The 21,173-nt window shown below is 34.0% G+C and carries 22 protein-coding genes; 18 read left to right on the top strand and 4 right to left on the bottom strand.

Annotated elements, in window-relative coordinates; translation table 11 throughout:
• Positions 1 to 166 precede the first annotated feature (166 nt).
• From AAEO57_RS09460 to AAEO57_RS09450, 3 genes are all read left to right on the top strand, one after another.
• A complete protein-coding gene (locus tag AAEO57_RS09460) occupies positions 167 to 583 on the top strand; it encodes a DUF4293 domain-containing protein (protein ID WP_341691942.1) in 417 nt (138 codons plus the stop codon).
• A 167-nt stretch (positions 584 to 750) separates the two neighbouring features.
• Positions 751 to 1,413 (top strand): response regulator, encoded by a 663-nt coding sequence (locus tag AAEO57_RS09455; RefSeq protein ID WP_341691941.1) that lies wholly within the window; start codon positions 751 to 753, stop codon positions 1,411 to 1,413.
• Between the two features lie 159 nt (positions 1,414 to 1,572).
• Positions 1,573 to 3,261 (top strand): tetratricopeptide repeat-containing sensor histidine kinase, encoded by a 1,689-nt coding sequence (locus AAEO57_RS09450; RefSeq protein ID WP_341691940.1) that lies wholly within the window; start codon positions 1,573 to 1,575, stop codon positions 3,259 to 3,261.
• Positions 3,262 to 3,366: 105 nt separating this feature from the next.
• Here the strand turns inward: AAEO57_RS09450 and AAEO57_RS09445 are convergent, their stop codons facing one another.
• On the bottom strand, positions 3,367 to 3,519 hold the full coding sequence (locus AAEO57_RS09445) for a hypothetical protein (protein WP_341691939.1): 153 nt from the start codon (positions 3,517 to 3,519) through the stop codon (positions 3,367 to 3,369).
• A 180-nt stretch (positions 3,520 to 3,699) separates the two neighbouring features.
• Between AAEO57_RS09445 and AAEO57_RS09440 the strand changes: the two genes are divergently transcribed.
• The gene (locus AAEO57_RS09440; protein WP_341691938.1) at positions 3,700 to 5,382 is read left to right on the top strand and encodes a tetratricopeptide repeat-containing sensor histidine kinase; all 1,683 of its coding nucleotides are present in this window, start codon (positions 3,700 to 3,702) and stop codon (positions 5,380 to 5,382) included.
• Here the strand turns inward: AAEO57_RS09440 and AAEO57_RS09435 are convergent, their stop codons facing one another.
• Positions 5,383 to 5,880 carry a metallophosphoesterase family protein gene (locus AAEO57_RS09435; protein ID WP_341691937.1) on the bottom strand — a complete coding sequence of 166 codons (498 nt, stop codon included), beginning with the start codon at positions 5,878 to 5,880 and terminating at the stop codon, positions 5,383 to 5,385.
• A 149-nt stretch (positions 5,881 to 6,029) separates the two neighbouring features.
• Complete coding sequence (locus AAEO57_RS09430) at positions 6,030 to 7,952, bottom strand: SPFH domain-containing protein (protein ID WP_341691936.1); 1,923 nt, start codon at positions 7,950 to 7,952, stop codon at positions 6,030 to 6,032.
• Between the two features lie 448 nt (positions 7,953 to 8,400).
• On the opposite strand from AAEO57_RS09430, the gene truA reads away from it, so the two are divergent.
• The 14 genes from truA to AAEO57_RS09360 all read left to right on the top strand — a co-directional run bounded on the left by truA (position 8,401) and on the right by AAEO57_RS09360 (position 20,879).
• On the top strand, positions 8,401 to 9,141 hold the full coding sequence (gene truA, locus AAEO57_RS09425; RefSeq protein WP_341691935.1) for a tRNA pseudouridine(38-40) synthase TruA: 741 nt from the start codon (positions 8,401 to 8,403) through the stop codon (positions 9,139 to 9,141).
• Between the two features lie 87 nt (positions 9,142 to 9,228).
• Positions 9,229 to 10,983: an ABC transporter ATP-binding protein gene (locus tag AAEO57_RS09420; RefSeq protein WP_341691934.1), complete on the top strand. Its 1,755-nt coding sequence runs from the start codon at positions 9,229 to 9,231 to the stop codon at positions 10,981 to 10,983.
• Between the two features lie 144 nt (positions 10,984 to 11,127).
• Positions 11,128 to 11,712: an NUMOD4 domain-containing protein gene (locus AAEO57_RS09415; RefSeq protein ID WP_341691933.1), complete on the top strand. Its 585-nt coding sequence runs from the start codon at positions 11,128 to 11,130 to the stop codon at positions 11,710 to 11,712.
• 431 nt (positions 11,713 to 12,143) lie between these two features.
• On the top strand, positions 12,144 to 13,532 hold the full coding sequence (lpdA, locus tag AAEO57_RS09410; protein ID WP_341691932.1) for a dihydrolipoyl dehydrogenase: 1,389 nt from the start codon (positions 12,144 to 12,146) through the stop codon (positions 13,530 to 13,532).
• Between the two features lie 319 nt (positions 13,533 to 13,851).
• Positions 13,852 to 14,241, top strand: a complete 390-nt coding sequence (locus AAEO57_RS09405; protein ID WP_341691931.1) for a DUF1801 domain-containing protein — start codon at positions 13,852 to 13,854, stop codon at positions 14,239 to 14,241.
• Positions 14,242 to 14,317: 76 nt separating this feature from the next.
• Complete coding sequence (locus tag AAEO57_RS09400; RefSeq protein ID WP_341691930.1) at positions 14,318 to 14,740, top strand: VOC family protein; 423 nt, start codon at positions 14,318 to 14,320, stop codon at positions 14,738 to 14,740.
• 5 nt (positions 14,741 to 14,745) lie between these two features.
• On the top strand, positions 14,746 to 15,132 hold the full coding sequence (locus tag AAEO57_RS09395) for a YdeI/OmpD-associated family protein (protein ID WP_341691929.1): 387 nt from the start codon (positions 14,746 to 14,748) through the stop codon (positions 15,130 to 15,132).
• A gap of 27 nt (positions 15,133 to 15,159) precedes the next feature.
• A complete protein-coding gene (locus AAEO57_RS09390; protein ID WP_341691928.1) occupies positions 15,160 to 15,756 on the top strand; it encodes an NAD(P)H-dependent oxidoreductase in 597 nt (198 codons plus the stop codon).
• A gap of 72 nt (positions 15,757 to 15,828) precedes the next feature.
• Entirely contained in the window at positions 15,829 to 16,245 is a 417-nt protein-coding gene (locus AAEO57_RS09385; RefSeq protein WP_341691927.1) for a hypothetical protein, read from the top strand.
• 258 nt (positions 16,246 to 16,503) lie between these two features.
• The gene (locus tag AAEO57_RS09380) at positions 16,504 to 16,992 is read left to right on the top strand and encodes an SRPBCC family protein (RefSeq protein ID WP_341691926.1); all 489 of its coding nucleotides are present in this window, start codon (positions 16,504 to 16,506) and stop codon (positions 16,990 to 16,992) included.
• A gap of 125 nt (positions 16,993 to 17,117) precedes the next feature.
• Positions 17,118 to 17,717, top strand: a complete 600-nt coding sequence (locus AAEO57_RS09375; protein ID WP_341691925.1) for a nitroreductase family protein — start codon at positions 17,118 to 17,120, stop codon at positions 17,715 to 17,717.
• A 620-nt stretch (positions 17,718 to 18,337) separates the two neighbouring features.
• A complete protein-coding gene (locus tag AAEO57_RS09370) occupies positions 18,338 to 19,375 on the top strand; it encodes a tyrosine-type recombinase/integrase (RefSeq protein ID WP_341691924.1) in 1,038 nt (345 codons plus the stop codon).
• A gap of 137 nt (positions 19,376 to 19,512) precedes the next feature.
• Entirely contained in the window at positions 19,513 to 20,253 is a 741-nt protein-coding gene (locus tag AAEO57_RS09365; RefSeq protein ID WP_341691923.1) for a hypothetical protein, read from the top strand.
• Positions 20,254 to 20,405: 152 nt separating this feature from the next.
• Positions 20,406 to 20,879: a hypothetical protein gene (locus AAEO57_RS09360; RefSeq protein ID WP_341691922.1), complete on the top strand. Its 474-nt coding sequence runs from the start codon at positions 20,406 to 20,408 to the stop codon at positions 20,877 to 20,879.
• Between the two features lie 32 nt (positions 20,880 to 20,911).
• Here AAEO57_RS09360 and AAEO57_RS09355 read toward each other — a convergent pair.
• Positions 20,912 to 21,173: hypothetical protein (locus AAEO57_RS09355; RefSeq protein ID WP_341691920.1), on the bottom strand; the 262-nt coding region annotated here is incomplete at its 5' end.

Here is a 21,173-nt window from a genome sequence, read left to right as displayed (position 1 = left end):
ATTATTTTTAAGGAAATACTGTAAAAAAGACAGAGTAGATAATTATTTAGAATTGACCGCAGTATGAAGTGCTTACGGTATTATGATGCAATAATACGAATAAAATTTTATCATACAATAGTATTTATAAAAAAGAAAATATATTTTTGTAGAACAATTTCAAAAGATGATACAACGAATTCAGACAGTATATTTGCTCCTCACCTTTTTAATCACAGGTGTGTTGTTATTTTTTATCCCGCTTTGGACGTTAAATAATGGCAAAGCATTTTATTTCATGGAGAGTCAGCTTTACACAGTTTTATTGGCACTAAGTACCATGCTTACTATAATTAGTATTATTTCATACAAGAAAAGACAAAATCAGTTTGTAATGGGCAGACTGAACATCATATTAAATTTAATTTTATTAGGATTATTTGTTTACCGTTCACTAAATTTATCTGGAGAAACTGTTAACGCAGTTTCTGAGAAAGGTATTGGGATGTTTCTTCCTATTGTTGCTATCGTGTTATTAGTTTTAGCTAATAAGGCCATCAAAAAGGACGAAGATCTTGTAAAATCTGTGGATCGTTTGAGATAAACCTATAAACTTAGTTTATTGCGCGAAGAGAACCCGAATTTTACAATTCGGGTTTTTTTGTACACCTTTTTAACTAATTCCTTGCAAAACATACAAAAAAACATGACAAACCAACTATTAATAAATAGTTTTTACATAATTTTACATCGCTATTTTCCACTCAATATATGACACAAAAAATAAAAATACATTTAGCAGACGATCATTTGGTTCTCATTGACGGCTTAACAAACTTATTAACTACTGTACCGGATTTTGAAATTGTAGGTTCCTCTTCAAATGGTTTAACCATCCTTGACGAAGTAACAGCCAACAATGCAGAAATATTGATACTTGACCTAAGTATGCCTGAAAAAGACGGTATAGAAGTATTAAAAGAGTTTCAGCAAAAAGGATTCCCTTGCAAGGTTATTATTTTATCCAGTTATGATGATTTAAAAATCATTAAAGAAGTTATGAATCTGGGAGCCAGTGGCTATCTTACGAAAAAATGCGCAGGCGAAAATATTATTGAAGCTGTTGATGCAGTTCATCAGGGGCAGGAATATTTTTGTAATTCAGTCAGAGAGAAAATCTTCAATACTTTTACAGAAAACAATCCTAAACTGAATAAAAACAATTTTCCGGAAAACTCTATCCTTACCAGCCGTGAATTAGAAATTGTGACTTTAATTTCGCTCGAATACAGCGGAAAAGAAATTAGTGAACAATTATTCATCAGTACCAATACGGTAGAAACACATCGTAAAAACATCATGAAAAAATTACAGACCAAAAACACTATTGGACTGGTAAAATATGCTATTAAAAACAATCTGATAAAATCATAAAATCATTCCTTTGATCAGACAAATAGCGCTACATATAACTTTTTATTAATTCTTTCAAAAAATTAAATACGCTGATTATTGAAAAAAAATACCCCAAAAGAATTATGAATTCCATTTTAAAGTTTTTACAATATAATTTTACACTCTAAGCTTTTAAACATGTCAATTCATCGTTATTTTATGTTTTTTTGGGTATTTGTATTTTCTACAGTTACTTCTGTCGGACAAAAAAAGAGTTATACTGAAAAAGAACTTTTAAAACTTTATAACGAAGCAACAATAAACCTGCATAAAGAGAATTACGAAAAATCTTTACTCCAGTCCAGAAAACTTTTAAATCATGCGCTTGTTTCTCAAAATAACAATTTAATAGGCAAAGCCTACAATACAATAGCCGCCAATTTTGATGGTATTTCTGAACCCGAAAAAGCTTTGTTTTATTATAAAAAAAGTCTCATATACGCAGAAAAAGCCAAAAATTTAGAATTACAGAACTGGCTCTACAACAACATCGGAAACATCTATTGTTTTGATAAAAAAGAATACGAAAAAGGGGTTTCTTATTACAAAAAATCTCTTTATTTTAGTGGGGCAATCAAAGATTCTGCGCAAATTTTCCTTACTAACCTTAATATTGCGTGGGCTTACTTTGATGTTGGGAATTTTCCTGAAGGTAAACCTTATCTAAATTACATCAACGCACACAAGGAAAAGCACGGCTCTGAAACAACAATTGCGGTCACTTATTTACTCAACGGCATGTACCATGGCTTTAAGAAAAATAATCCAAAAGCAGATTATAATTTTAAACAGGGTATAAAAAATGCCAAAAAATACGATGAGAACACAGACTTATCTTTTATTTATCAGGAGTATGCCCGTTTTTTATTCAAAAATGGAGATTACAAAAAGGCTTATGAAAATCTGAACGCTTATGATGAAACAAATGGCAAGATTGCCCTTGAAGACAAGGCTCGTAAAACTGAAATTGCAGGAATAAATCTTAAAATTGATGAATTCAAACGAGAAATAGATAAAATGGGACTTGAACACAAAAACAAGGAACAACTATTTCATAAAGAAAAAAAACGAAATCAAAAAGTATTCATAATCACCCTTTCTTTATTCTTGTTTATCACAATTCTTTTTTACTTTTTTTATCAAAATACTAAGCTTAAACAAAAAAACAGAATTAAAAATATAGAAAACAAAATACATCAAAACATAATCAATGCCAGTATAGATGGCCAGGAAAGCGAACGAAAAAAAGTTGCTTTATTTTTGCATGACACCATTAGTGCGTCACTATCATCTGCAGGTATGCATCTCAACGTATTCTTGGCACAAAATAATCCTGTTTCTGATGAAATCATAAAAACAAAATTTATTCTGGATGAAACCCATGATAAAGTAAGAGACCTTTCTCACGACCTTCTCCCTACTCTATTGGTACGATTTGGTTTATTGTATGCTCTGGATGATTTATGTGAAAAATACTCTAACTCAACCCTACATTTTGATTTCAGAAATAGCATACCGATTAAAAAAAGATATACTGAACAGTTTGAAACGAGGATTTATCATATTGTTTCTGAACTTTTGAACAATATCATCAAACATAGCCAGGCCAGCAGTGCTATTGTTTCACTAAAGGAAAATCAAAACGAAATGACAATTGAGATTACTGATAACGGAAAAGGATTTGATACCAATGAATTTAATTTTGTTGAAGGATTTGGTCTTAATCAGATCCGAGCGAGAATAAATAATCTGAATGGAGTTTTTAATGTATTGTCGAAAATTAACCAGGGTACTTCAATTGTTATCAATGTGCCTTTAAATGCATAATTTTTTGTTTATTTAAGGAGCTTTAGTCCACTATAACACAGTATCTACAAAAAAAAAGAGTCTGTCTCAAAAATTTGAGACAGACTCTTCTTTATATATAAAGATTTAGGCATCTGTTTTCCCTCCTTTATCTATATCTCCGCCATCCTTCAATTCTTCATCCGGATCTTCTTCTTCATCCGGATTTGAAACAAGTATAAACTTTTCTTTGTCTGCTAAATAACAAGTTTCTACATTTTCTAAAAAATTTTCCAACATAATTTTTGATTTTAAATTAATTGATAATCTCAATCATTTATAGACATTTGAGAAATCTGTCTTTAAAAAATAAATATCAGGCAATTATAAATATGATGATTTTAAAAAACGCATGAATTTAATTATTAAATTTGAATTAAAATTAAAAATTAACACATATAAATCCCCTTAATTTACAAAATGCGTAAAATTCGAATTATCACATCAATTATTGTGTTAACACTCAGTTTTTATTCTTATTCTCAAACTATTATTCCTCAAAAAAATGAAGTCGAAAAAATATTAACTGAAGCTACTAATTATTGGAAAAAAGATAATTACGAAAAATCTTTAAAAAAATCCAGACTCGCTTTAAAACTTGCTATTAAGACTAATGATAATTATTTAATAGCCCGCTGTTATAATCTAATAGGAGTAAATTTTGATGATTTATTTATGCTGGACAAGGCATTTGATTTCTATCGTAAAGCAGAACAATACATTAATAATACTGACAACAATATTTTCAAAGGCAAAATCAACAACAATTTAGCAAACATTTATTTTTTTGAAAAAAAACAATATCAACAAGGGATTTTTCATTATAAAAAGGCCCTCAAACATAGCATCGATACATCTGACCCTGTAGTAATCTATCTCCGTAAACTCAATATTACATGGGCTTATTTTGAAATTAAAAATTTTAAAGACGGTACACCATATTTTAAACACCTTAATCAATTTAAAAAATATGGCGATGAATCAACACAAGTCGCATTAAACATGTTAAACGGTGTTTATTATGACCACATAAATGATACCTTAAAAGCAAACTTCTACTTTTTAAAAGCTATTCAATTGGGCAATGAAAATCAAGAAAAATTTGACTTATCCATAACACATAAAAAATATGCTGCTTTTTTATTTAAAAACAAAAATTATAAAAAAGCTTATGAAAATATATTAGAGTTTAATCGGCTTACTGATGAAATTCTGACTTTGGCAAAACAAAAAAAAACAAAACTAATTGGTATCAATCTTGAACTGGATGAGTTTAAAAGAGAAGTTGACAAAATCGAAACAGCGTACAAAAAGAAACAAAAAATATTACAGGAAGAGCAATCCCGCCACATGAAGATTTTTGGAATCATTATTATGTTATTTATCATCATAACCATTCTTTTTTACTTTTTTTTCCAAAATGCTAAACTGAAGCAAAAAAACAAGATTAAAAACATTCAGAATAAAATACACCAAAACATCATCAATGCCAGTATAGATGGCCAGGAAAGCGAACGAAAAAAAGTTGCTTTATTTTTGCACGATACCATTAGCGCTTCATTGTCATCGGCAGGAATGCACCTCAATGTGTTTTTAGCACAAAACAATCCTGTTTCTGATGAAATCATAAAAACAAAATTTATTCTGGATGAAACTCATGATAACGTAAGACATCTTTCACACGATTTACTTCCTACCCTGTTGGTTCGTTTCGGATTGTTGTATGCTTTGGATGATTTATGTGAAAAATACTCTAACTCTACTTTACATTTTGAATTTCAAAATACTATTCCGATTAAAAAGAGATATACAGAACAGTTTGAGACCAGGATTTATTATATCGTTTCTGAACTTCTAAACAACATCATCAAACATAGTAAAGCGAGTAAAGCTATTATTTCATTAACAGAAAATGATAACGAAATGATTATTGAAATTACAGATAACGGAAAAGGATTTGATACCAAAAAGTTTAATTTTGTTGAAGGTTTTGGTCTTAATCAAATCAGCGCAAGAATAAACAATCTGAATGGGCATTTTAAAGTAACTTCAAAGATCAATCACGGAACTTCTATTATAATCAATGTTCCTACAAAGGATTAATTAAGCTCTTTTTCCTATTTCTATAATTTCGAGATCTTTGATTTTGTCGCCATCAATTACAAAACGAAGCATAGTACGCATTTGATGAAAACCACTTTTTCCGGCAGCTCCCGGATTCATGTGCAATAAATTATTTTTTTTATCAAACATAACTTTCAGAATGTGCGAATGCCCGCAAATGAATAATTTAGGAGGATTTGATGTCATCTCTTCCCTGATATTCGGATTGTATTTTCCGGGATAACCACCAATATGTGTTATCCAAACCGAAACATTTTCACACATAAACCTGTTATGAAGCGGAAACTCCAATCTTGCCTCAGCATTATCAATATTTCCATACACACAACGCAACGGTTTTAGCTTTTTTAAAGTATCTGTAACGTTTAAATCACCAATATCTCCCGCATGCCATACTTCATCTGCCACAGAGACATATTTTAAAATAGTATCATCAATATGACTGTGGGTATCGGAAAGGAGGAGTATTTTTTTCATTCTGAAAAACTAAGATTCTGAGGCGCTAAGATACTCAGATTTTCTAAAACTTAATTTATTCAACAAAAAATCCGATTGCTTTCACAATCGGATTTTTGATTTTTATTAGACGCACAACGGTGCGTCTCTAAGTTGTATATTAAAACAATTTATTGCTTTTTAGGATTTTGGGATTTAACGTCTTTTAAATCTTTGGTATTCATCATTTCCATTAGTTTTAAACCTAGCAAACCGCTGATCGAACCATCAGAACCTCCATTTCCTGAAATCAGGACATCCGGAATTACTTTGATATTTCCTTTACCAATTTCTTCGGTTACTTTATAACGGGTAAAGTTATCACCACCCATTGCACTTACCTGAAGCTGATATGCCTCGGCAGTCGATTTACCAATTGCCATAATTTTTTCAGCTTCAGCTAAACCCGTTTTTGAGATTCTTTCAGCCTCTGCACTAGCATTTAATTTGGTAGCTTCGGCCTGTGCTCCTGCTCTTGCTTTTGTTGCTTCAGCTTCAGCATTTGCGCGCATTTTTGTAGCTTCTGCTTCTGCGTTTACATTCAGTTTTAAACTTGTTGCATCTCCTTCAGCTTTCTTAACTGTAGCATCTGCAGTACGCTGTGCGATTTCAACACTTTGCGAAGCGCGAACAATTTCTTTCTGCATATCAGCAATTGCCGTTTCTTTTTCCATACCCTGACGCTGTTCTTGTGCTAGTTTTTGAGTTTGATATGTTTTTTGCTCTTCTTCTGCCAGTTTTCTGTCCGTTAACGTTTTCATTAGCGAATCTGGCGGTACTATATCTCCAATTAGGGTATCTACTGCATTTACGTTATATTCATCAAGAACTAATTTGATATGATTCTTAGCAGATTCCTGACGCTCTTTTCTGGTTGTCAGAAACGAAATCACATCACTGTCCTGCGCCGAGTTTCTAAAGTAGTTTCCAATTGTTGGCTCTAAAACCTGAGAGACCAGGTTATTCATGCTTCCGAAACGTGCAATTACTTTTGGCGCTTCATTTGCAGGAACGTGAATAATTTGTGCCACATCAAGATTGAACGGGAAACCGTCTTTTGAACGAACCGTAATTGTCGAAAGATTTTTATCTAAATCATGTGATTCGCTTCGTGCATTAGCCCAGTTTAAAACTAAGTTCGTAGTAGGAACCGGTTCAAGTTTCGTGGTGTATTTATTTAAGGCATATTTTCCAGGGCCAAAAGGTTCCATCCAAACACCTCGCTGTCCTTTCGAAACGATATTTCCGTGTTTAAAGGTATCACCCGTAACATCCTGCCCGTCTTCTCCAATGTAAGAAATCACAACTCCAACATAACCAATTGGTACATCTGTCATTGGGTTTTGTTCAATTAAAATTCCCCAGGTATTGATGTAATAAGAACCCGCCAGCATGACCTGAGGCTGTAAACCACGATTTCCGCCATGCTCCAGAAACTTGTCAAAATCCTGAAAATTATTATGACCTTCGACAAATTTACCCGCGATCTGACCCTGAGGAATTGGTTCACCATCCAGAGCTGTTACAATACCAATCATGTTTTCGTAAATCTTGATTTGATCTGTAATTACAATCTCAAACAAAAACGTATTAATACGATACGATCCCGTTGTGATAAATGCTGTCTGACGCCCTTTCTGACCGCCATTGTCTAAGAAGGCAGTTGCGTCCTGAAAGTTGTCACTTTCTACTCTTCGGGCTAAGATTCTTCCGGTTGGAATTTCTTTTCCGTCTTTACTTAAAACTAATCCGATTTTCCCTTCAGGAATTAATGTAAATCCGGTCATATCGATTGAATATTGCCAGATCCACATTCCCCAGTATAAACCCGGAGCCAATGTCTTTGCCTGGTAACCCGCTTCGCCTTTCGTGGCAATTATACGGCCGTCAGGCAATGATTTGTCTGCACCAAACAGAACGAATTTTTTGGTTACTAAACCAATTTTATCCTCAGGAACGATAACCATTCCGAAGAAAACACGCAAAATAAATTTGTAAAAAACGATGGCAAATAAAATTAAAATTATCCACCAGTAAGAAGTAATTTCATTCATAGTTTTTGATATTTAATACTACAAACATAGGAGAAATCGTAAATGTTAAAATGAAAAACTTTTAAAATTAACATTTGAGTTTTTCTTATTAAAAATGTTAAAAAATGGTTTTAATTCTATCGTTGGAATTGTCAATTTCTGACACGATTTTTAACTGAACAAACTATGATTTGCATTTTGGTTTTTTTAGGATTTTAACAAAGGTTCTGAAATTCTAAAACACTATAACTTATACTTTTTGTTTTTGGATTTTATTGGGATATTATAATCGATTTTAATTTTTTGTGCAAAATGTTTACCTAAATTATAATAGATACAATTTGACAATCAAATGTAAAACACAGCAGTCTGCCTCTACTACAAAGCTCATAACCTTAGTATCTCATAACCTTAACAACTTTTAAAAAAAACCTTTGTACCTTTGCACCTCAAAACCTCAGTACCTCCAATGAGATATTTTATTCAATTTGCCTATAACGGAACACATTATCATGGCTGGCAGTTTCAGCCCAATGCATCTTCTGTTCAGGAAACTTTAAATAAGGCACTTTCCGTTTTATTAAATTCGGACATAAATGTTATGGGTGCCGGAAGAACTGATACAGGTGTTCATGCTTCTGAAATGTACGGGCATTTTGATTTAGAAAAATCAATAGATATTTCGATTTTGGTACACAAACTCAATTCGTATTTACCGAAGGATATAGCAGTTTATAATCTAATTCCGGTTCATGCTGAGGCCCATTGTCGATTTGATGCTACCAAAAGAACGTATGAATATCATATTAATACAGTTAAAAATCCGTTTTTAGAAGGATTGAGCTGGTATGTAAATCAGAAACTGGATGTGGGTTTAATGAACGAAGCAGCACAGATTTTACTGAAACATACCGATTTTCAGTGTTTTTCTAAAGTTAACACAGATGTCAACACATTTGATTGCACGGTTTTTGAGGCATACTGGAAGCAGGAAAAAAACAGACTGGTTTTTACGATTTCGGCCAATCGTTTTTTACGAAATATGGTCCGGGCAATTGTGGGAACTTTAATTAATATAGGTTTACATAAAATTACACTGACTGATTTTGAGAATATCATTGCGAGCAAAAGCAGAGAGAAAGCTGGTTTTTCGGTTCCGGCACATGGTTTGTATTTAACCGATATTTATTACGATTACATCATAAAATAGCCCTGATTGCAACGGAAATCCTTTTATGTTTTTTCTTTAAAAATATAAAAGATTGAAGTGTAAAGCAGGAAACAGCTCCTAAAATAAATGAAAGCAAAAGCATTTGACACCGGATTATTCAAACGTATTCTAAAATATACTAAACCTTACAAATGGCGTTATTACGGCGTTATTGTTTTTGCAATATCCTTATCGATTTTTGCTGCTCTTCGTCCCTATTTACTGAAACAAACTGTTGACGGTTACATTAAAACGCATGATAAATACGGGTTGTTAATGTATATAATCCTGATGGGAGTAGTTTTATTGATGGAGGTGTTCTCTCAGTTTTATTTTGTGTATTGGGCGAACTGGCTTGGACAGGATATTGTAAAAGATATTCGGAACAAACTTTTCAAACATATTTTAAGTTTCCGAATGAAGTATTTTGATTTGGTTCCGGTGGGACAGCTGGTAACCCGGTCTGTTTCGGATATTGAATCGATTGCACGTATTTTCAGTCAGGGATTATTTATGATTATCAGTGATTTGATGAAAATGCTTGTTGTACTGATTTTTATGTTTTATATGAACTGGAAACTGACCTGGATTGTCGTGTTAGCCATGCCAATTCTGGTATATGTTACCCGAATTTTTCAGCGCAAAATGCAGGTTGCTTTTGAAGAAGTACGTACACAGATTGCCAACATGAATTCGTTTGTTCAGGAACGTGTAACAGGAATGAAAATCGTACAGCTATTTAACCGTGAAAAAATCGAAGCTGAAAATTTCAGGGTTATAAATGACAAACACAGAGTGGCCTGGATTAAAACTATTTTGTACAACTCGATTTTCTTCCCTATTGCTGATATAATTTCATCTATCACTTTAGGAGTTGTTGTCGTTTTTGGGGGATTTAAAATTTTAAACGGAGATCATTTCACCACATTTGGTGACTTATTCTCCTATACAATGTTTATCGGAATGCTTTTTAATCCATTAAGGCAAATCGCTGATAAATTCAATGAAATGCAGTTAGGAATGATTGCCGCTAACCGTGTTTTTGATATTATAGACACAGAAGATCACATACAGGATACGGGGACAATTGACGCTCCTGTTTTTGAAGGCAGCATTGAATTCAAAGACGTTCGTTTTAGTTATATTCCGGAAGAAGAAGTCATAAAAGGAATCAATTTATCTGTAACTTCAGGACAAACCATTGCTATTGTAGGCTCAACAGGTGCAGGAAAATCGACTATAATTAACTTGCTGAACCGATTTTACGAAATCAGCAGTGGCAGTATTTTTATTGACGGCCATAATATCGAAAATTATACACTTGCGTCGTTAAGAAAACAAATTGCTGTGGTTTTACAGGATGTGTTTTTGTTTGCCGATACTATTTTTAACAATATCACTTTACATAATCCAGAGATTACCCGTGAACAAGTTTTGGATGCTGCAAAAAAAATCGGTGTACATGATTTTATTATGAGTCTGCCCGATAATTATGATTTTGATGTAAAGGAACGCGGTGTAATGCTTTCTTCCGGACAACGCCAACTGATTGCTTTTTTACGTTCGTATGTGAGTAACCCGAGTATTTTAATTTTGGACGAAGCAACTTCATCTATTGACACGTATTCTGAAGAACTGATTCAGCGTGCTACTGAAACGATTACAAAAGGAAGAACTTCAATCATCATTGCGCACCGCCTAGCCACTATTGTTAATGCTGATAAAATTATAGTGATGGACAAAGGTTTGATTGTAGAGCAGGGTACACATCAGGAATTACTCAATAAAAATGACGGATATTACAAAAACCTGTATGATTCTCAATTTTCGGTGGCTAATTAACCTGCAAAAAGAGACATCTCTTTTCAGAAATGTTAAAACACTGTTATAAGAATCATAAAAAACACACTCATAATCAAATAGATAGCTTCGTTTTTTCTTTGAAATTGTATCTTTGGGATGCTAGAATTTCAAATGTAAAAGAATATGCCACAGATTAGATTTTATCCAAATGAAGAATTTAAAGAAATAGAAATCAATGAGTCTTTACAATTCAAATATGCGATTTCAAACAAAGGAAGATTAGTTAGTTATACAGACGATATACAAAATGGCCGTCTTTTAAAAGGAGGTTTAAGCGATGGCTACCCAACCTTCAGATTCAAAATCAGACAAGGTGATAAAATTGTCAACAAATACCTTTTTCTATACAAATTAGTTGCCCAATATTTTATTCCGAAACAATCCGAAGAACAAACGTATGTACTTCATCTGGATTATGTTCGAAACAATGACGATGTGAACAACCTTCGTTGGGCCACCAGAGCCGAAATGATAGCGCACAGCCGTAAAAGCCCACACGTTATTCAGGCCAAAAAGAATCTGATAGAACACAATATAAAATCAGACGGCAGAAAACTGACTACCACCAAAGTCATGCTGATCAAAAAAATATTAGCCCGCCCGGAACAAAAAACCCGACTTAAAATGATTGCCAAACAATTTGGTGTAAGTGAAATGCAGATCAGACGTATTGCCAGCGGTGAAAACTGGGGGCATGTAAAGGTTTAATTGTGAATTGTGAATTGTGAATTGTGAATTGATAATTGATAATTCAATTGATTTTTGAATTTGTTTTTTGAATTTGAAAACAGCTGTCACTCTGAGCGGAGTCGAAGAGCTACCCAACTACAGAGGCTTCGACTCCGCTCAGCCTGACAATTATATGCGAAATTTTAATTTACAGTTCATAATTCACAATTTACAATTAACAATTCACTCATTTTCTGTGAAAAGACCAAAACCTCTATTGGTAAAAACAAATTTGCAAGTGTTTTTTTAAAATAAATTCTTAAATTCGCAAGCACAAAATAATCGTGAATAATTGGAAAAGAGTTTCGGAAAAATAAGCCTCAATTTCAATAGTAAAACTAAAAAACCAAAAAAATGACACGAGCGTTAGCGACTGCATTTTTACAAATAACAAATAAAAAAAGCAAAAAATGAAATACGACGTTATTGTTTTAGGAAGTGGTCCGGGCGGATATGTTACAGCTATCAGAGCATCACAATTAGGCTTTAAAGTAGCCGTAGTTGAAAAAGAAAACTTAGGTGGTGTATGTTTAAACTGGGGATGTATCCCAACAAAAGCATTACTAAAATCGGCTCAGGTTTTTGATTATTTAAAACATGCATCTGATTACGGATTGACAGTTTCTGAATTCGATAAAGATTTCCCTGCAGTTATTCAGCGTAGCCGTGGAGTTGCAGAAGGAATGAGCAAAGGAGTTACTTTCCTGATGAAAAAAAACAAAATCGACGTTATTGAAGGTTTCGGAAAACTTAAACTAGGAAAAAAACTGGACGTTACAGACAAAGACAATAAAGTTACAGAATACAGCGCAGACCATATTATCATTGCTACAGGAGCCCGTTCACGTGAGTTACCAAACCTTCCTCAGGATGGTGTAAAAGTAATTGGTTACCGTCAGGCAATGACTTTGCCAACACAACCAAAATCTATGATTATCGTAGGTTCCGGAGCAATTGGAGTTGAGTTCGCTCATTTTTATAACTCAATGGGAACAGACGTTACGATTGTAGAATTTATGCCAAACGTTGTACCGGTAGAAGACGAAGACATCTCAAAACAATTTGAAAAATCTTTGAAAAAAGCGGGTATCAAAGTAATGACTAATTCTTCTGTTGAAAAATTAGATACTTCAGGAGCTGGTGTAAAAGCGACTGTAAAAACGGCAAAAGGAGAAGAAATTCTTGAAGCAGACATCGTACTATCTGCGGTTGGAATCAAAACAAACATCGAAAATATCGGTTTAGAAGAAGTGGGTATTGCTGTAGACCGTGATAAAATCTTAGTAAACGCTTTCAATGCAACCAACATTCCAGGTTACTACGCCATTGGAGACGTTACTCCGGGTCAGGCTTTGGCTCACGTAGCATCTGCAGAAGGAATTAACTGTGTGGAGAAAATCAAAGGTTTACACGTAGACCCAATCGATTACGGAAACGTTCCGGGTTGTACGTATGCAACTCCAGAGATTGCTTCTGTTGGTTTGACTGAAAAACAGGCTAAAGAAAAAGGATACGAATTAAAAATTGGTAAATTCCCGTTCTCAGCTTCAGGAAAAGCAAAAGCTGCCGGAAATGCTGACGGATTCGTAAAAGTAATCTTCGATGCGAAATACGGAGAATGGTTAGGATGCCACATGATTGGTGCAGGTGTTACAGATATGATTGCTGAGGCAGTTGTAGCCCGTAAACTGGAAACTACAGGTCACGAAATCTTAAAATCGATCCACCCTCACCCAACGATGAGCGAGGCGGTTATGGAAGCGGTTGCAGATGCTTACGGCGAAGTAATTCACTTATAATAATACACCGTTTTACGGTTACATATAATTTTCAATTTAAAGAAATCCGGTTTGTGAAAACAAGTCGGATTTTTTTTATGGCATGCCCCGCAGAAAAAGCGGGTCGGGCTATTCGCTAAATTCCCGATTAACAAAAACTACGGCTAAAAAAGCCTTGTTTTTCTAAACCGGGAGATACCGCTGCTATCCCTCATGCGGCATCATTTTATAACAGCATTCCATTTTTGAAATAAAAAGAGTAATTTAGTGAATCAATACAAACTAATACAGCTAACAGAAACAATATATTCAATTAATTACAACTCAAAAAGCAATTACTATGAATATAGCTATTCAGGAATATAACAATTTACAAAACAGTACAGATAAAGAAATCTGTAATCAACTGGCCGAAATCATTCTTAAAAACCTGCCTGATGCAGAAAATAAAATATGGCATGCCCATCCGGTCTGGTTTCTCGACGGAAATCCAATTGTGGGGTACAGCAAACTTAAAGACAGCGTTCGTTTGCTATTTTGGAGCGGTCAGACGTTTGATGAAGAACTTCTTTCAAATGAAGGTTCTTTTAAGGCTGCTGAATTTCGTTACACATCTGCCGGTCAAATTATTACCGAAGATATAAATCGCTGGCTTCAAAAAGCAAGAGAAATTCAGTGGGACTATAAAAACATTGTGAAGCGAAAAGGCATTTTAGAACGATTAAAGTAATATTCTTTTTTCTACTGACATACTGTTGTCACACCACCATTTTATCTTTACAGAAAATAACATAATATTTAAAGAAATGGAAAGATCAAAAGTACTAAGAGGGTTATCAACTATAAGTTTTTATGCTTCAGATATTGAGAAAGCAACAGAATGGTATAGTGATTTTTTAGAAATTCAGCCTTATTTTAAAGTTCCGGGATATGTCGAATTCAGACTTGGAGATTATCAACATGAATTGGGGATTATTGACAGTTGCTATGCTCCAAAAAATTCAACACAAAACATCGGAGGTGCAATTGCCTATTGGCATGTCGATGATCTCGAAGCAACTTTTACTACTCTAATTTCCAAAGGGGCAATTGTACATGAACCTATTATTGACCGAAGTAATGGCAATATGGCGTTTGTTACAGCATCTGTGGTCGATCCTTTTGGAAACATTCTGGGCATTATGACCAACAAACATTACCTTGAAATCTTACAGCAAACAAAGAGTTGATTAAAATGGAAACTAAAGACGGAAAAACAGCAATTTATGCCGCAACCAGACAAGACTGGCGCAACTGGCTGACAGAAAACAATCAGAAAGAAAAATCAGTCTGGCTGATTTTATACCATAAAAAAAGTAAAACCCAAAGCGTCAATTTGGTTGAAGCTACTGAAGAGGCGCTTTGTTTTGGCTGGATTGACAGCTTGTGCAAAAAACGTGATGCCGAAAGTTATTACCTTACCTTTTCACACCGTAACTCCAAAACCAGCAAATGGAGCAAAACCAACATTGAAAGAGCCGAACGCATGATCGAGGAGAATTTAATGACTGAGCACGGGCAAAAACTAATTGATATTGCCAAAGAGCAGGGAAAATGGATTGTAATGACTAAAGACGAATAATATTTTCAACCAACTAATCACCCTAAAATGAATATTCTAATTGTTTACTGCCATCCCAGTAAAAAATCATATACTTTTCAGGTTTTTGAACGCCTGAAATCTTTGTTGAAAAAACAAAACCTAAATTTTGAAGTTTCGGATTTGTACGAAATGAATTTTCAGGGCGACCTGTCTGAAACCGAATATGAAAGAGAAGGTTTTGCAAAAACAGAGCTTCCTGTCTGCAAAGATGTTTTGGCAGAACACGCCAAGATAGAAAGGGCTGACTGCATTATTTTTTTGTATCCGGTTTGGTGGAGCGATTGTCCGGCAAAGCTAAAGGGGTGGTTTGACAGGGTATATTCTGTAGGTTATGCGTATGGGCAAAACGATTCTTTTCCTAAAATGAAAACATTGAAATTAGGGCTTGTAATCTGTACCGCCGGTCATTCAAATGACTTTTTAACCGAAATTGGTATCGCACAAAGCATGCAAAATATTATGCTGGACGATCGTCTGGGAAAACGTTTTGAACAAAAAGAAATGCTCATTCTTGGCGGAACTTTAGAATTAGAAAAAGTCATAGCCCCACACATGCAGCAAATTGAGGAAATTGTAACCAAAATTAAAAACCATTCTACATAATATAATCGACTACTACGCAACCTTTTAGCAAAAAATATATCTCTTAAGTAAACTATCTTTAAATTTTAACCCATGAAAAAGTTTACTTTACTATTGATTTTCGCAGCTCTAATTTCCTGCAGTAATGATGATAAAGATGTATCGTCTAAAAATAATTTAAATGGCCGATGGAACTGGCTTCTTACCTCCGGAGGTTTTGGTGGCGGATCATTAACTCCTGAAAAGCTAAATCAAACAATGATTATTGAATTTTCAGGTACTTCTTTAAAAACTTATATAAATGGTAATCTCTCTAAAACCCAAAAAATTTCTATTCAAACCAAACCATCAGTATTTGGCGGCAAGCGAAAAGTAATTGTGATTGATAAAGGGAATTCAGATACTGCTGAGGCTTTCATTGATCAGTCTTTTGAAATTATTGGCAAAAAACTCTATTTAAGACAAGAATGTGTTGATTGCTCTACATCTGAATATGAACGTATAAAATGATACTTTTTCTCATTTTTAAATTCTTATAAAAACGAAACCTCTATCCTAGCCCTGATCGAAGCGGTATCCTCTGGCTGCGGGGTTCGCAGGCAGAGATATAGCGCAGAGCAGGACAAAGGAGGCTGATGAAAATAAATGCTTCTGCTTCTTAACTTCATCATACAAATTGTCCGATTTGATGCTGAAATTGTCCTTTTACACCCCTAACCTATTGAATTTTAAGCTTTAATTTTGTATCACAACATTAAAACACACCAAATGAGCGTATCAGATTTTAGTACCGTATTACAGGTCGACCAGTCTCCCGAACAGGTTTTTAAAGCCGTAACAAATGTGCGCGGCTGGTGGTCGGAAGAAATTGAAGGCGATTCGGCAAAACTGAATGATGAATTTAATTATCATTATGAAGATATTCACCGATGCAGAATTAAGTTGACAGAAGTAATTCTAAATCAAAAAATCGTCTGGCTGGTAGAAGAAAACTATTTTAAGTTTACAGAAGACGAAACCGAGTGGACAGGCACAAAACCAACTTTTGAAATTACGGAAAAGGACGGAAAAACAGAGCTTAGGTTTACACATGTTGGGCTGGTTACGGAATACGAATGTTTTGATATTTGCAGGGATTCGTGGACCAATTACATTCAGAACAGCTTAAAAAAACTCATTGCAACCGGCAAGGGCGAACCGAATGCGAGCGGAAAACCCCAGACGGAAAACGAAAGAAAACTGAGCACCAGCGAATAATGCCGTCCTAAAAACAACAATAAAATATACTACGTTACAAAACTGCGCTCACAATTGTCGAAATATTCAGGTTATCAGCTTAACTTTGCAGTCAATAAAACTAAAAAACGTTAAAATACAGCACCATGGATATTTTAGAATTAATGAAAAAAAGATACTCTGCGAAAAAGTACAACGCTGACAAGGCTATCCCGCAGGAAAAAATTGAGGCTTTGAAAGAGGTTTTGTACCTAAGTCCTTCTTCTATAAATATTCAGCCATGGAAATTTACATTTGTGCAAAATCCAGAAGTTAAGGCGCAATTGGCTCAAGTTTCGATGCACAATACCGAAAAAGTAAATCAGGCGCAGCTGCTAGTCGTTTTTAGTGTTGCTGATGATCTGGATGCTTTTCAGCAAATTGTAGAAACCGAATTACCAGAAGCCCGCAGAAACTGGTACAATCAGATTAGAGCAAGTAAATCTGAAACCGATATGAAAACATGGCTTTCACAACAGGTATATATTGCGCTTGGAGTTGGTTTGACAGCCAGCATTGCTTTGGGTCTGGATTCTACAGCGATGGAAGGGATTGAATCTGATAAATACAAGGAAATCCTTAATATGTCGGCATTCAAACCCTTATTTGCCATGTCAGTGGGTTATGGTGCGGAAGATGATTTTAACCGAATCGAAGTAATGCCAAAATCGAGAAGATTCCTGGATAGTGTGATTGAGAGTATCTAAGGTACTAAGATTAGTAATTAGTAATTAGTAATTACTAATCCGCAAAATGCCATCCTGAGCGAAGTCAAAGACCTTTCGGTTTAAAAGCCTTCGACTCCGCTCAGGTTGACACCTGAATAACAAGATTTCTTTATATTTGATTAAAAACACTCTAACCAACAAAATCACTCTCGTTAATGACCACCGACATCATAGAACTAAACAATTTTATTGTGCTCATTAAACAATCGAATTCAGAGAAACCTTTGTTCAGCAATGTGAAATAGACGGAGATTATGCTTGCCTATTAGAAACGAAACTTTTCTACCAGCCATTAAAAATTATTTTTCTTTAATACCCATCCGATTTGAACTGTCAAGTCGGATTTTGTTAGGGCATGCCCCGCAGAAAAAGCGGGTCGGGCTATTCGCTAAATTCCCGATTAACAAAAACTACGGCAAAAAAGCCTTGTTTTTCTAAATCGGGAGATACCGCTGCTATCCCTCATGCGGCATCGGGTTTCATAATAAACTTTAGTTTTCAATACAAAAAGTTTTACAATTAAAATGACAGCCATCAAAATTCAAATTAAAATAAAGCAGAATATTCTTATATTTACCCTTTATTTTAATTTTTAAAAAATGAACTGGTCATCCAAATTAATCCACCATAAAAAGGAACTTCGAATAGCAGTGTATTTTGAAAAAAACACAAAACTGATTGATCGCATCAAACAATTTGAAGGCGCAAAATGGAGCCAAACCTTAAAAGCCTGGCATTTACCGGATAATGAACAGAACCGAACACATTTTAAAATACCTGCAGCCTATTTATCATTCCCCTCAGAAGAAGGAATTTCAGCAATTCAAAAGTTCAGTAATTGGCTTACTTCCAGGCGTTATAGCTCCAATACTGTAAAAACATATACCGAGGCTTTAAAGTCCTTTTTAGTTTTTCACCGGGAAGTTCCTATATCCGAAATCACAAATGAGCATATCATACTATACAATAATGATTATATATTAAAAAATAACCTTTCGGCTTCCTACCAAAACCAAATCATCAACGCACTAAAATTATTCTTTAAAATTATTGAATCCAGAAAAATAATCCCCGAAGAAATTTTTCGTCCTAAAAATGCAAAAACTTTACCTAACATTTTGAGTAAAGAAGATGTGTTGCGAATTATAGATTCTACTACCAACCTAAAACACAAAACATTACTGGCATTAATCTATTCTGCCGGGCTTAGAATCAGTGAAGCCATCAATATGAAACTCACCGATATTGATAGTCAGCGTATGTTAATACACATTAAGAATGCCAAAGGAAAAAAAGACCGTTATACATTATTATCTAATAAAATTCTGCTTTTGTTACGGGAATATTACAGCATATACAAACCTCAGTTGTATTTATTTGAAGGTCAGCATAAAGAACAATATAGCAGCCGAAGTGCACAAGCCGTTTTACAAATAGCAGCCCGAAAAGCCGGAATTACAAAACGGATTAGTTTGCATACTTTACGACATAGCTTTGCCACCCATTTGTTAGAATCAGGAACAGATTTACGCTATATTCAGGATTTATTAGGACATAACAGTCCAAAAACAACTATGATTTACACACATGTATCAAGCAATTCATTACAAAAAATCATCAATCCCTTCGATATGTAAGAAATAATTTTATTTTTGTATAGCAATAAAACGCAACAACACAAACTAAAACATGCGCATAACATGCCAATATAGAATAAAACAGGCTAAATTTATTCGCATATAAAAGAGTTATGTGATATTTTAACACAAAAATAATGGATAAAAAAGCCAAAAACATATTGCTCAAAACTTACTGGAGTGCGCAAGGTTGGAAAATGAATCATAAAATAGAACCGGAAGATTTTGAATACGCAAAATCTAAAGGATTAATGTTTGACTCGATAAGTATTTCTAAAGAAGATGTCATCTCTAGACTTAACCAAATACTAATTGATATACCTCTTAAAAAAGTAACCGATGCTTTTTTGTGCAGTCTAACTAATAATAGAGTTGATTGGCGGTCAGGTTTGGGTAGTTTCGCAAATGCAAAAAGACTTTTGGAAAATAAAAATATTGACGAAATCCTTTATGGTCACGGAAAAGATATAAACTTAAATGTACTAAATTTTGAAAGGATTAAATTTGGTGGTGTAAGGCATGTAATTGGGTTGTATAATTTATTAGACCTTGAACTATTACAAAAAGAAATAGTCCCTACTCCAACAAAAGAAGACATTGAAATTTTTAAACAAATATTGCATAAACTGGAAAATGCAGATGCAAATGAAACACCGAGTGTCTTTAGAGATAATTTAAAAGACGTTTTCAATAAATCCAAAAACGAAAGAGCTTCTTTAATGGAAATACTTGGTTGTGCAGAAATCATAAAACCATTGCGGTTTGATCGAAAAATTCCTGCAAAATATGACTGGGGTTTTGTATTGCATTGGCGTGGTGAAGACAAATACGACAAAACAAATTTAAAAATGTATTTTAGAGATTATAATCTAGAATAAAAAACATCACATAACAGCCACTACAACGGATTTGGGCAATTGGCTTAATTGAAAAATGGTTTTGTATTTGGATGATTTGGCAAATCCGAAAATAGGGCTTAATTTAATCCCAAACCCGCTGTAGTGCCAGAACGTTACCACACATTTTAGAAATGACTGAATCACAAATAAAATATTTAAAAGAAGCTGAAAAACGAAATATATTTGTCGATTGTAAACAAAACGATTCAGAGACAGATGATTTAATTGTTTTTTTAAAACAGTATAGAATAATTTCAAAAAAACTAAATAATAACTCGTTCGAGATTACAGACGGGCTTTTGTTTGCTAAATTAATGGAACTAAAATCTATTCCTGATTTTAAAAAATGGTATTTAGATAAGGATAAAAGCATAACTAATAATTTTAATAATTATGGAGTTAATAATGGTGTTCAATCTTTAGATTCAAACTTCAGTAATAGTCCTATTAAAAATAAAGTTATTACTGAACCTAATATTAAACCAGATAAAAAATCGTCTGTCCAGAAGTTATTATCTAATCCTTGGGTTTTATTAATTTCGGGTATAGCAATAGAGGAAATTACTTTAGGAAAAATATATAAACTCATTTGTGAATTGTTTTAAAATTACCTCCGACTTAAAAACGGCGCGGAAGTTTAACCGAATAAAAAAAACGTGTGGTAACAGCTGTCTGTGGCTATTGTGGCGTTTAGTGGAATTACCGTTTCGCAATCACGTTTCTGCAAAGCAGAAAATACTCGGGTTACGAACTTCCACAACAGCCACAGGCAGCGAAACGTTATACCTGATTGCTCCTTGGACGGACTCAAATGCTGAAAATTGATATTCTGAAAAATGGAAGTTAATAATTGCTCATAAACCGAACTGAATGCATAACCGAACTTTGCGCATAGCCGA

It is taken from the genome of Flavobacterium calami, from assembly GCF_038290035.1.
GTDB classification, from domain to species: domain Bacteria; phylum Bacteroidota; class Bacteroidia; order Flavobacteriales; family Flavobacteriaceae; genus Flavobacterium; species Flavobacterium calami.
The sequence above is the reverse complement of the archived record's forward strand: the minus strand, read 5'-3'. Positions and strand labels throughout refer to the sequence as shown.

Coding starts and splice junctions, on each gene's coding strand:
- AAEO57_RS09460 (WP_341691942.1), top strand. CDS start 167: ATGATACAACGAATTCAGACAGTATATTTGCTCCTCACCTTTTTAATC.
- AAEO57_RS09455 (WP_341691941.1), top strand. CDS start 751: ATGACACAAAAAATAAAAATACATTTAGCAGACGATCATTTGGTTCTC.
- AAEO57_RS09450 (WP_341691940.1), top strand. CDS start 1,573: ATGTCAATTCATCGTTATTTTATGTTTTTTTGGGTATTTGTATTTTCT.
- AAEO57_RS09445 (WP_341691939.1), bottom strand. CDS start 3,519: ATGTTGGAAAATTTTTTAGAAAATGTAGAAACTTGTTATTTAGCAGAC.
- AAEO57_RS09440 (WP_341691938.1), top strand. CDS start 3,700: ATGCGTAAAATTCGAATTATCACATCAATTATTGTGTTAACACTCAGT.
- AAEO57_RS09435 (WP_341691937.1), bottom strand. CDS start 5,880: ATGAAAAAAATACTCCTCCTTTCCGATACCCACAGTCATATTGATGAT.
- AAEO57_RS09430 (WP_341691936.1), bottom strand. CDS start 7,952: ATGAATGAAATTACTTCTTACTGGTGGATAATTTTAATTTTATTTGCC.
- truA (WP_341691935.1), top strand. CDS start 8,401: ATGAGATATTTTATTCAATTTGCCTATAACGGAACACATTATCATGGC.
- AAEO57_RS09420 (WP_341691934.1), top strand. CDS start 9,229: ATGAAAGCAAAAGCATTTGACACCGGATTATTCAAACGTATTCTAAAA.
- AAEO57_RS09415 (WP_341691933.1), top strand. CDS start 11,128: ATGCCACAGATTAGATTTTATCCAAATGAAGAATTTAAAGAAATAGAA.
- lpdA (WP_341691932.1), top strand. CDS start 12,144: ATGAAATACGACGTTATTGTTTTAGGAAGTGGTCCGGGCGGATATGTT.
- AAEO57_RS09405 (WP_341691931.1), top strand. CDS start 13,852: ATGAATATAGCTATTCAGGAATATAACAATTTACAAAACAGTACAGAT.
- AAEO57_RS09400 (WP_341691930.1), top strand. CDS start 14,318: ATGGAAAGATCAAAAGTACTAAGAGGGTTATCAACTATAAGTTTTTAT.
- AAEO57_RS09395 (WP_341691929.1), top strand. CDS start 14,746: ATGGAAACTAAAGACGGAAAAACAGCAATTTATGCCGCAACCAGACAA.
- AAEO57_RS09390 (WP_341691928.1), top strand. CDS start 15,160: ATGAATATTCTAATTGTTTACTGCCATCCCAGTAAAAAATCATATACT.
- AAEO57_RS09385 (WP_341691927.1), top strand. CDS start 15,829: ATGAAAAAGTTTACTTTACTATTGATTTTCGCAGCTCTAATTTCCTGC.
- AAEO57_RS09380 (WP_341691926.1), top strand. CDS start 16,504: ATGAGCGTATCAGATTTTAGTACCGTATTACAGGTCGACCAGTCTCCC.
- AAEO57_RS09375 (WP_341691925.1), top strand. CDS start 17,118: ATGGATATTTTAGAATTAATGAAAAAAAGATACTCTGCGAAAAAGTAC.
- AAEO57_RS09370 (WP_341691924.1), top strand. CDS start 18,338: ATGAACTGGTCATCCAAATTAATCCACCATAAAAAGGAACTTCGAATA.
- AAEO57_RS09365 (WP_341691923.1), top strand. CDS start 19,513: ATGGATAAAAAAGCCAAAAACATATTGCTCAAAACTTACTGGAGTGCG.
- AAEO57_RS09360 (WP_341691922.1), top strand. CDS start 20,406: ATGACTGAATCACAAATAAAATATTTAAAAGAAGCTGAAAAACGAAAT.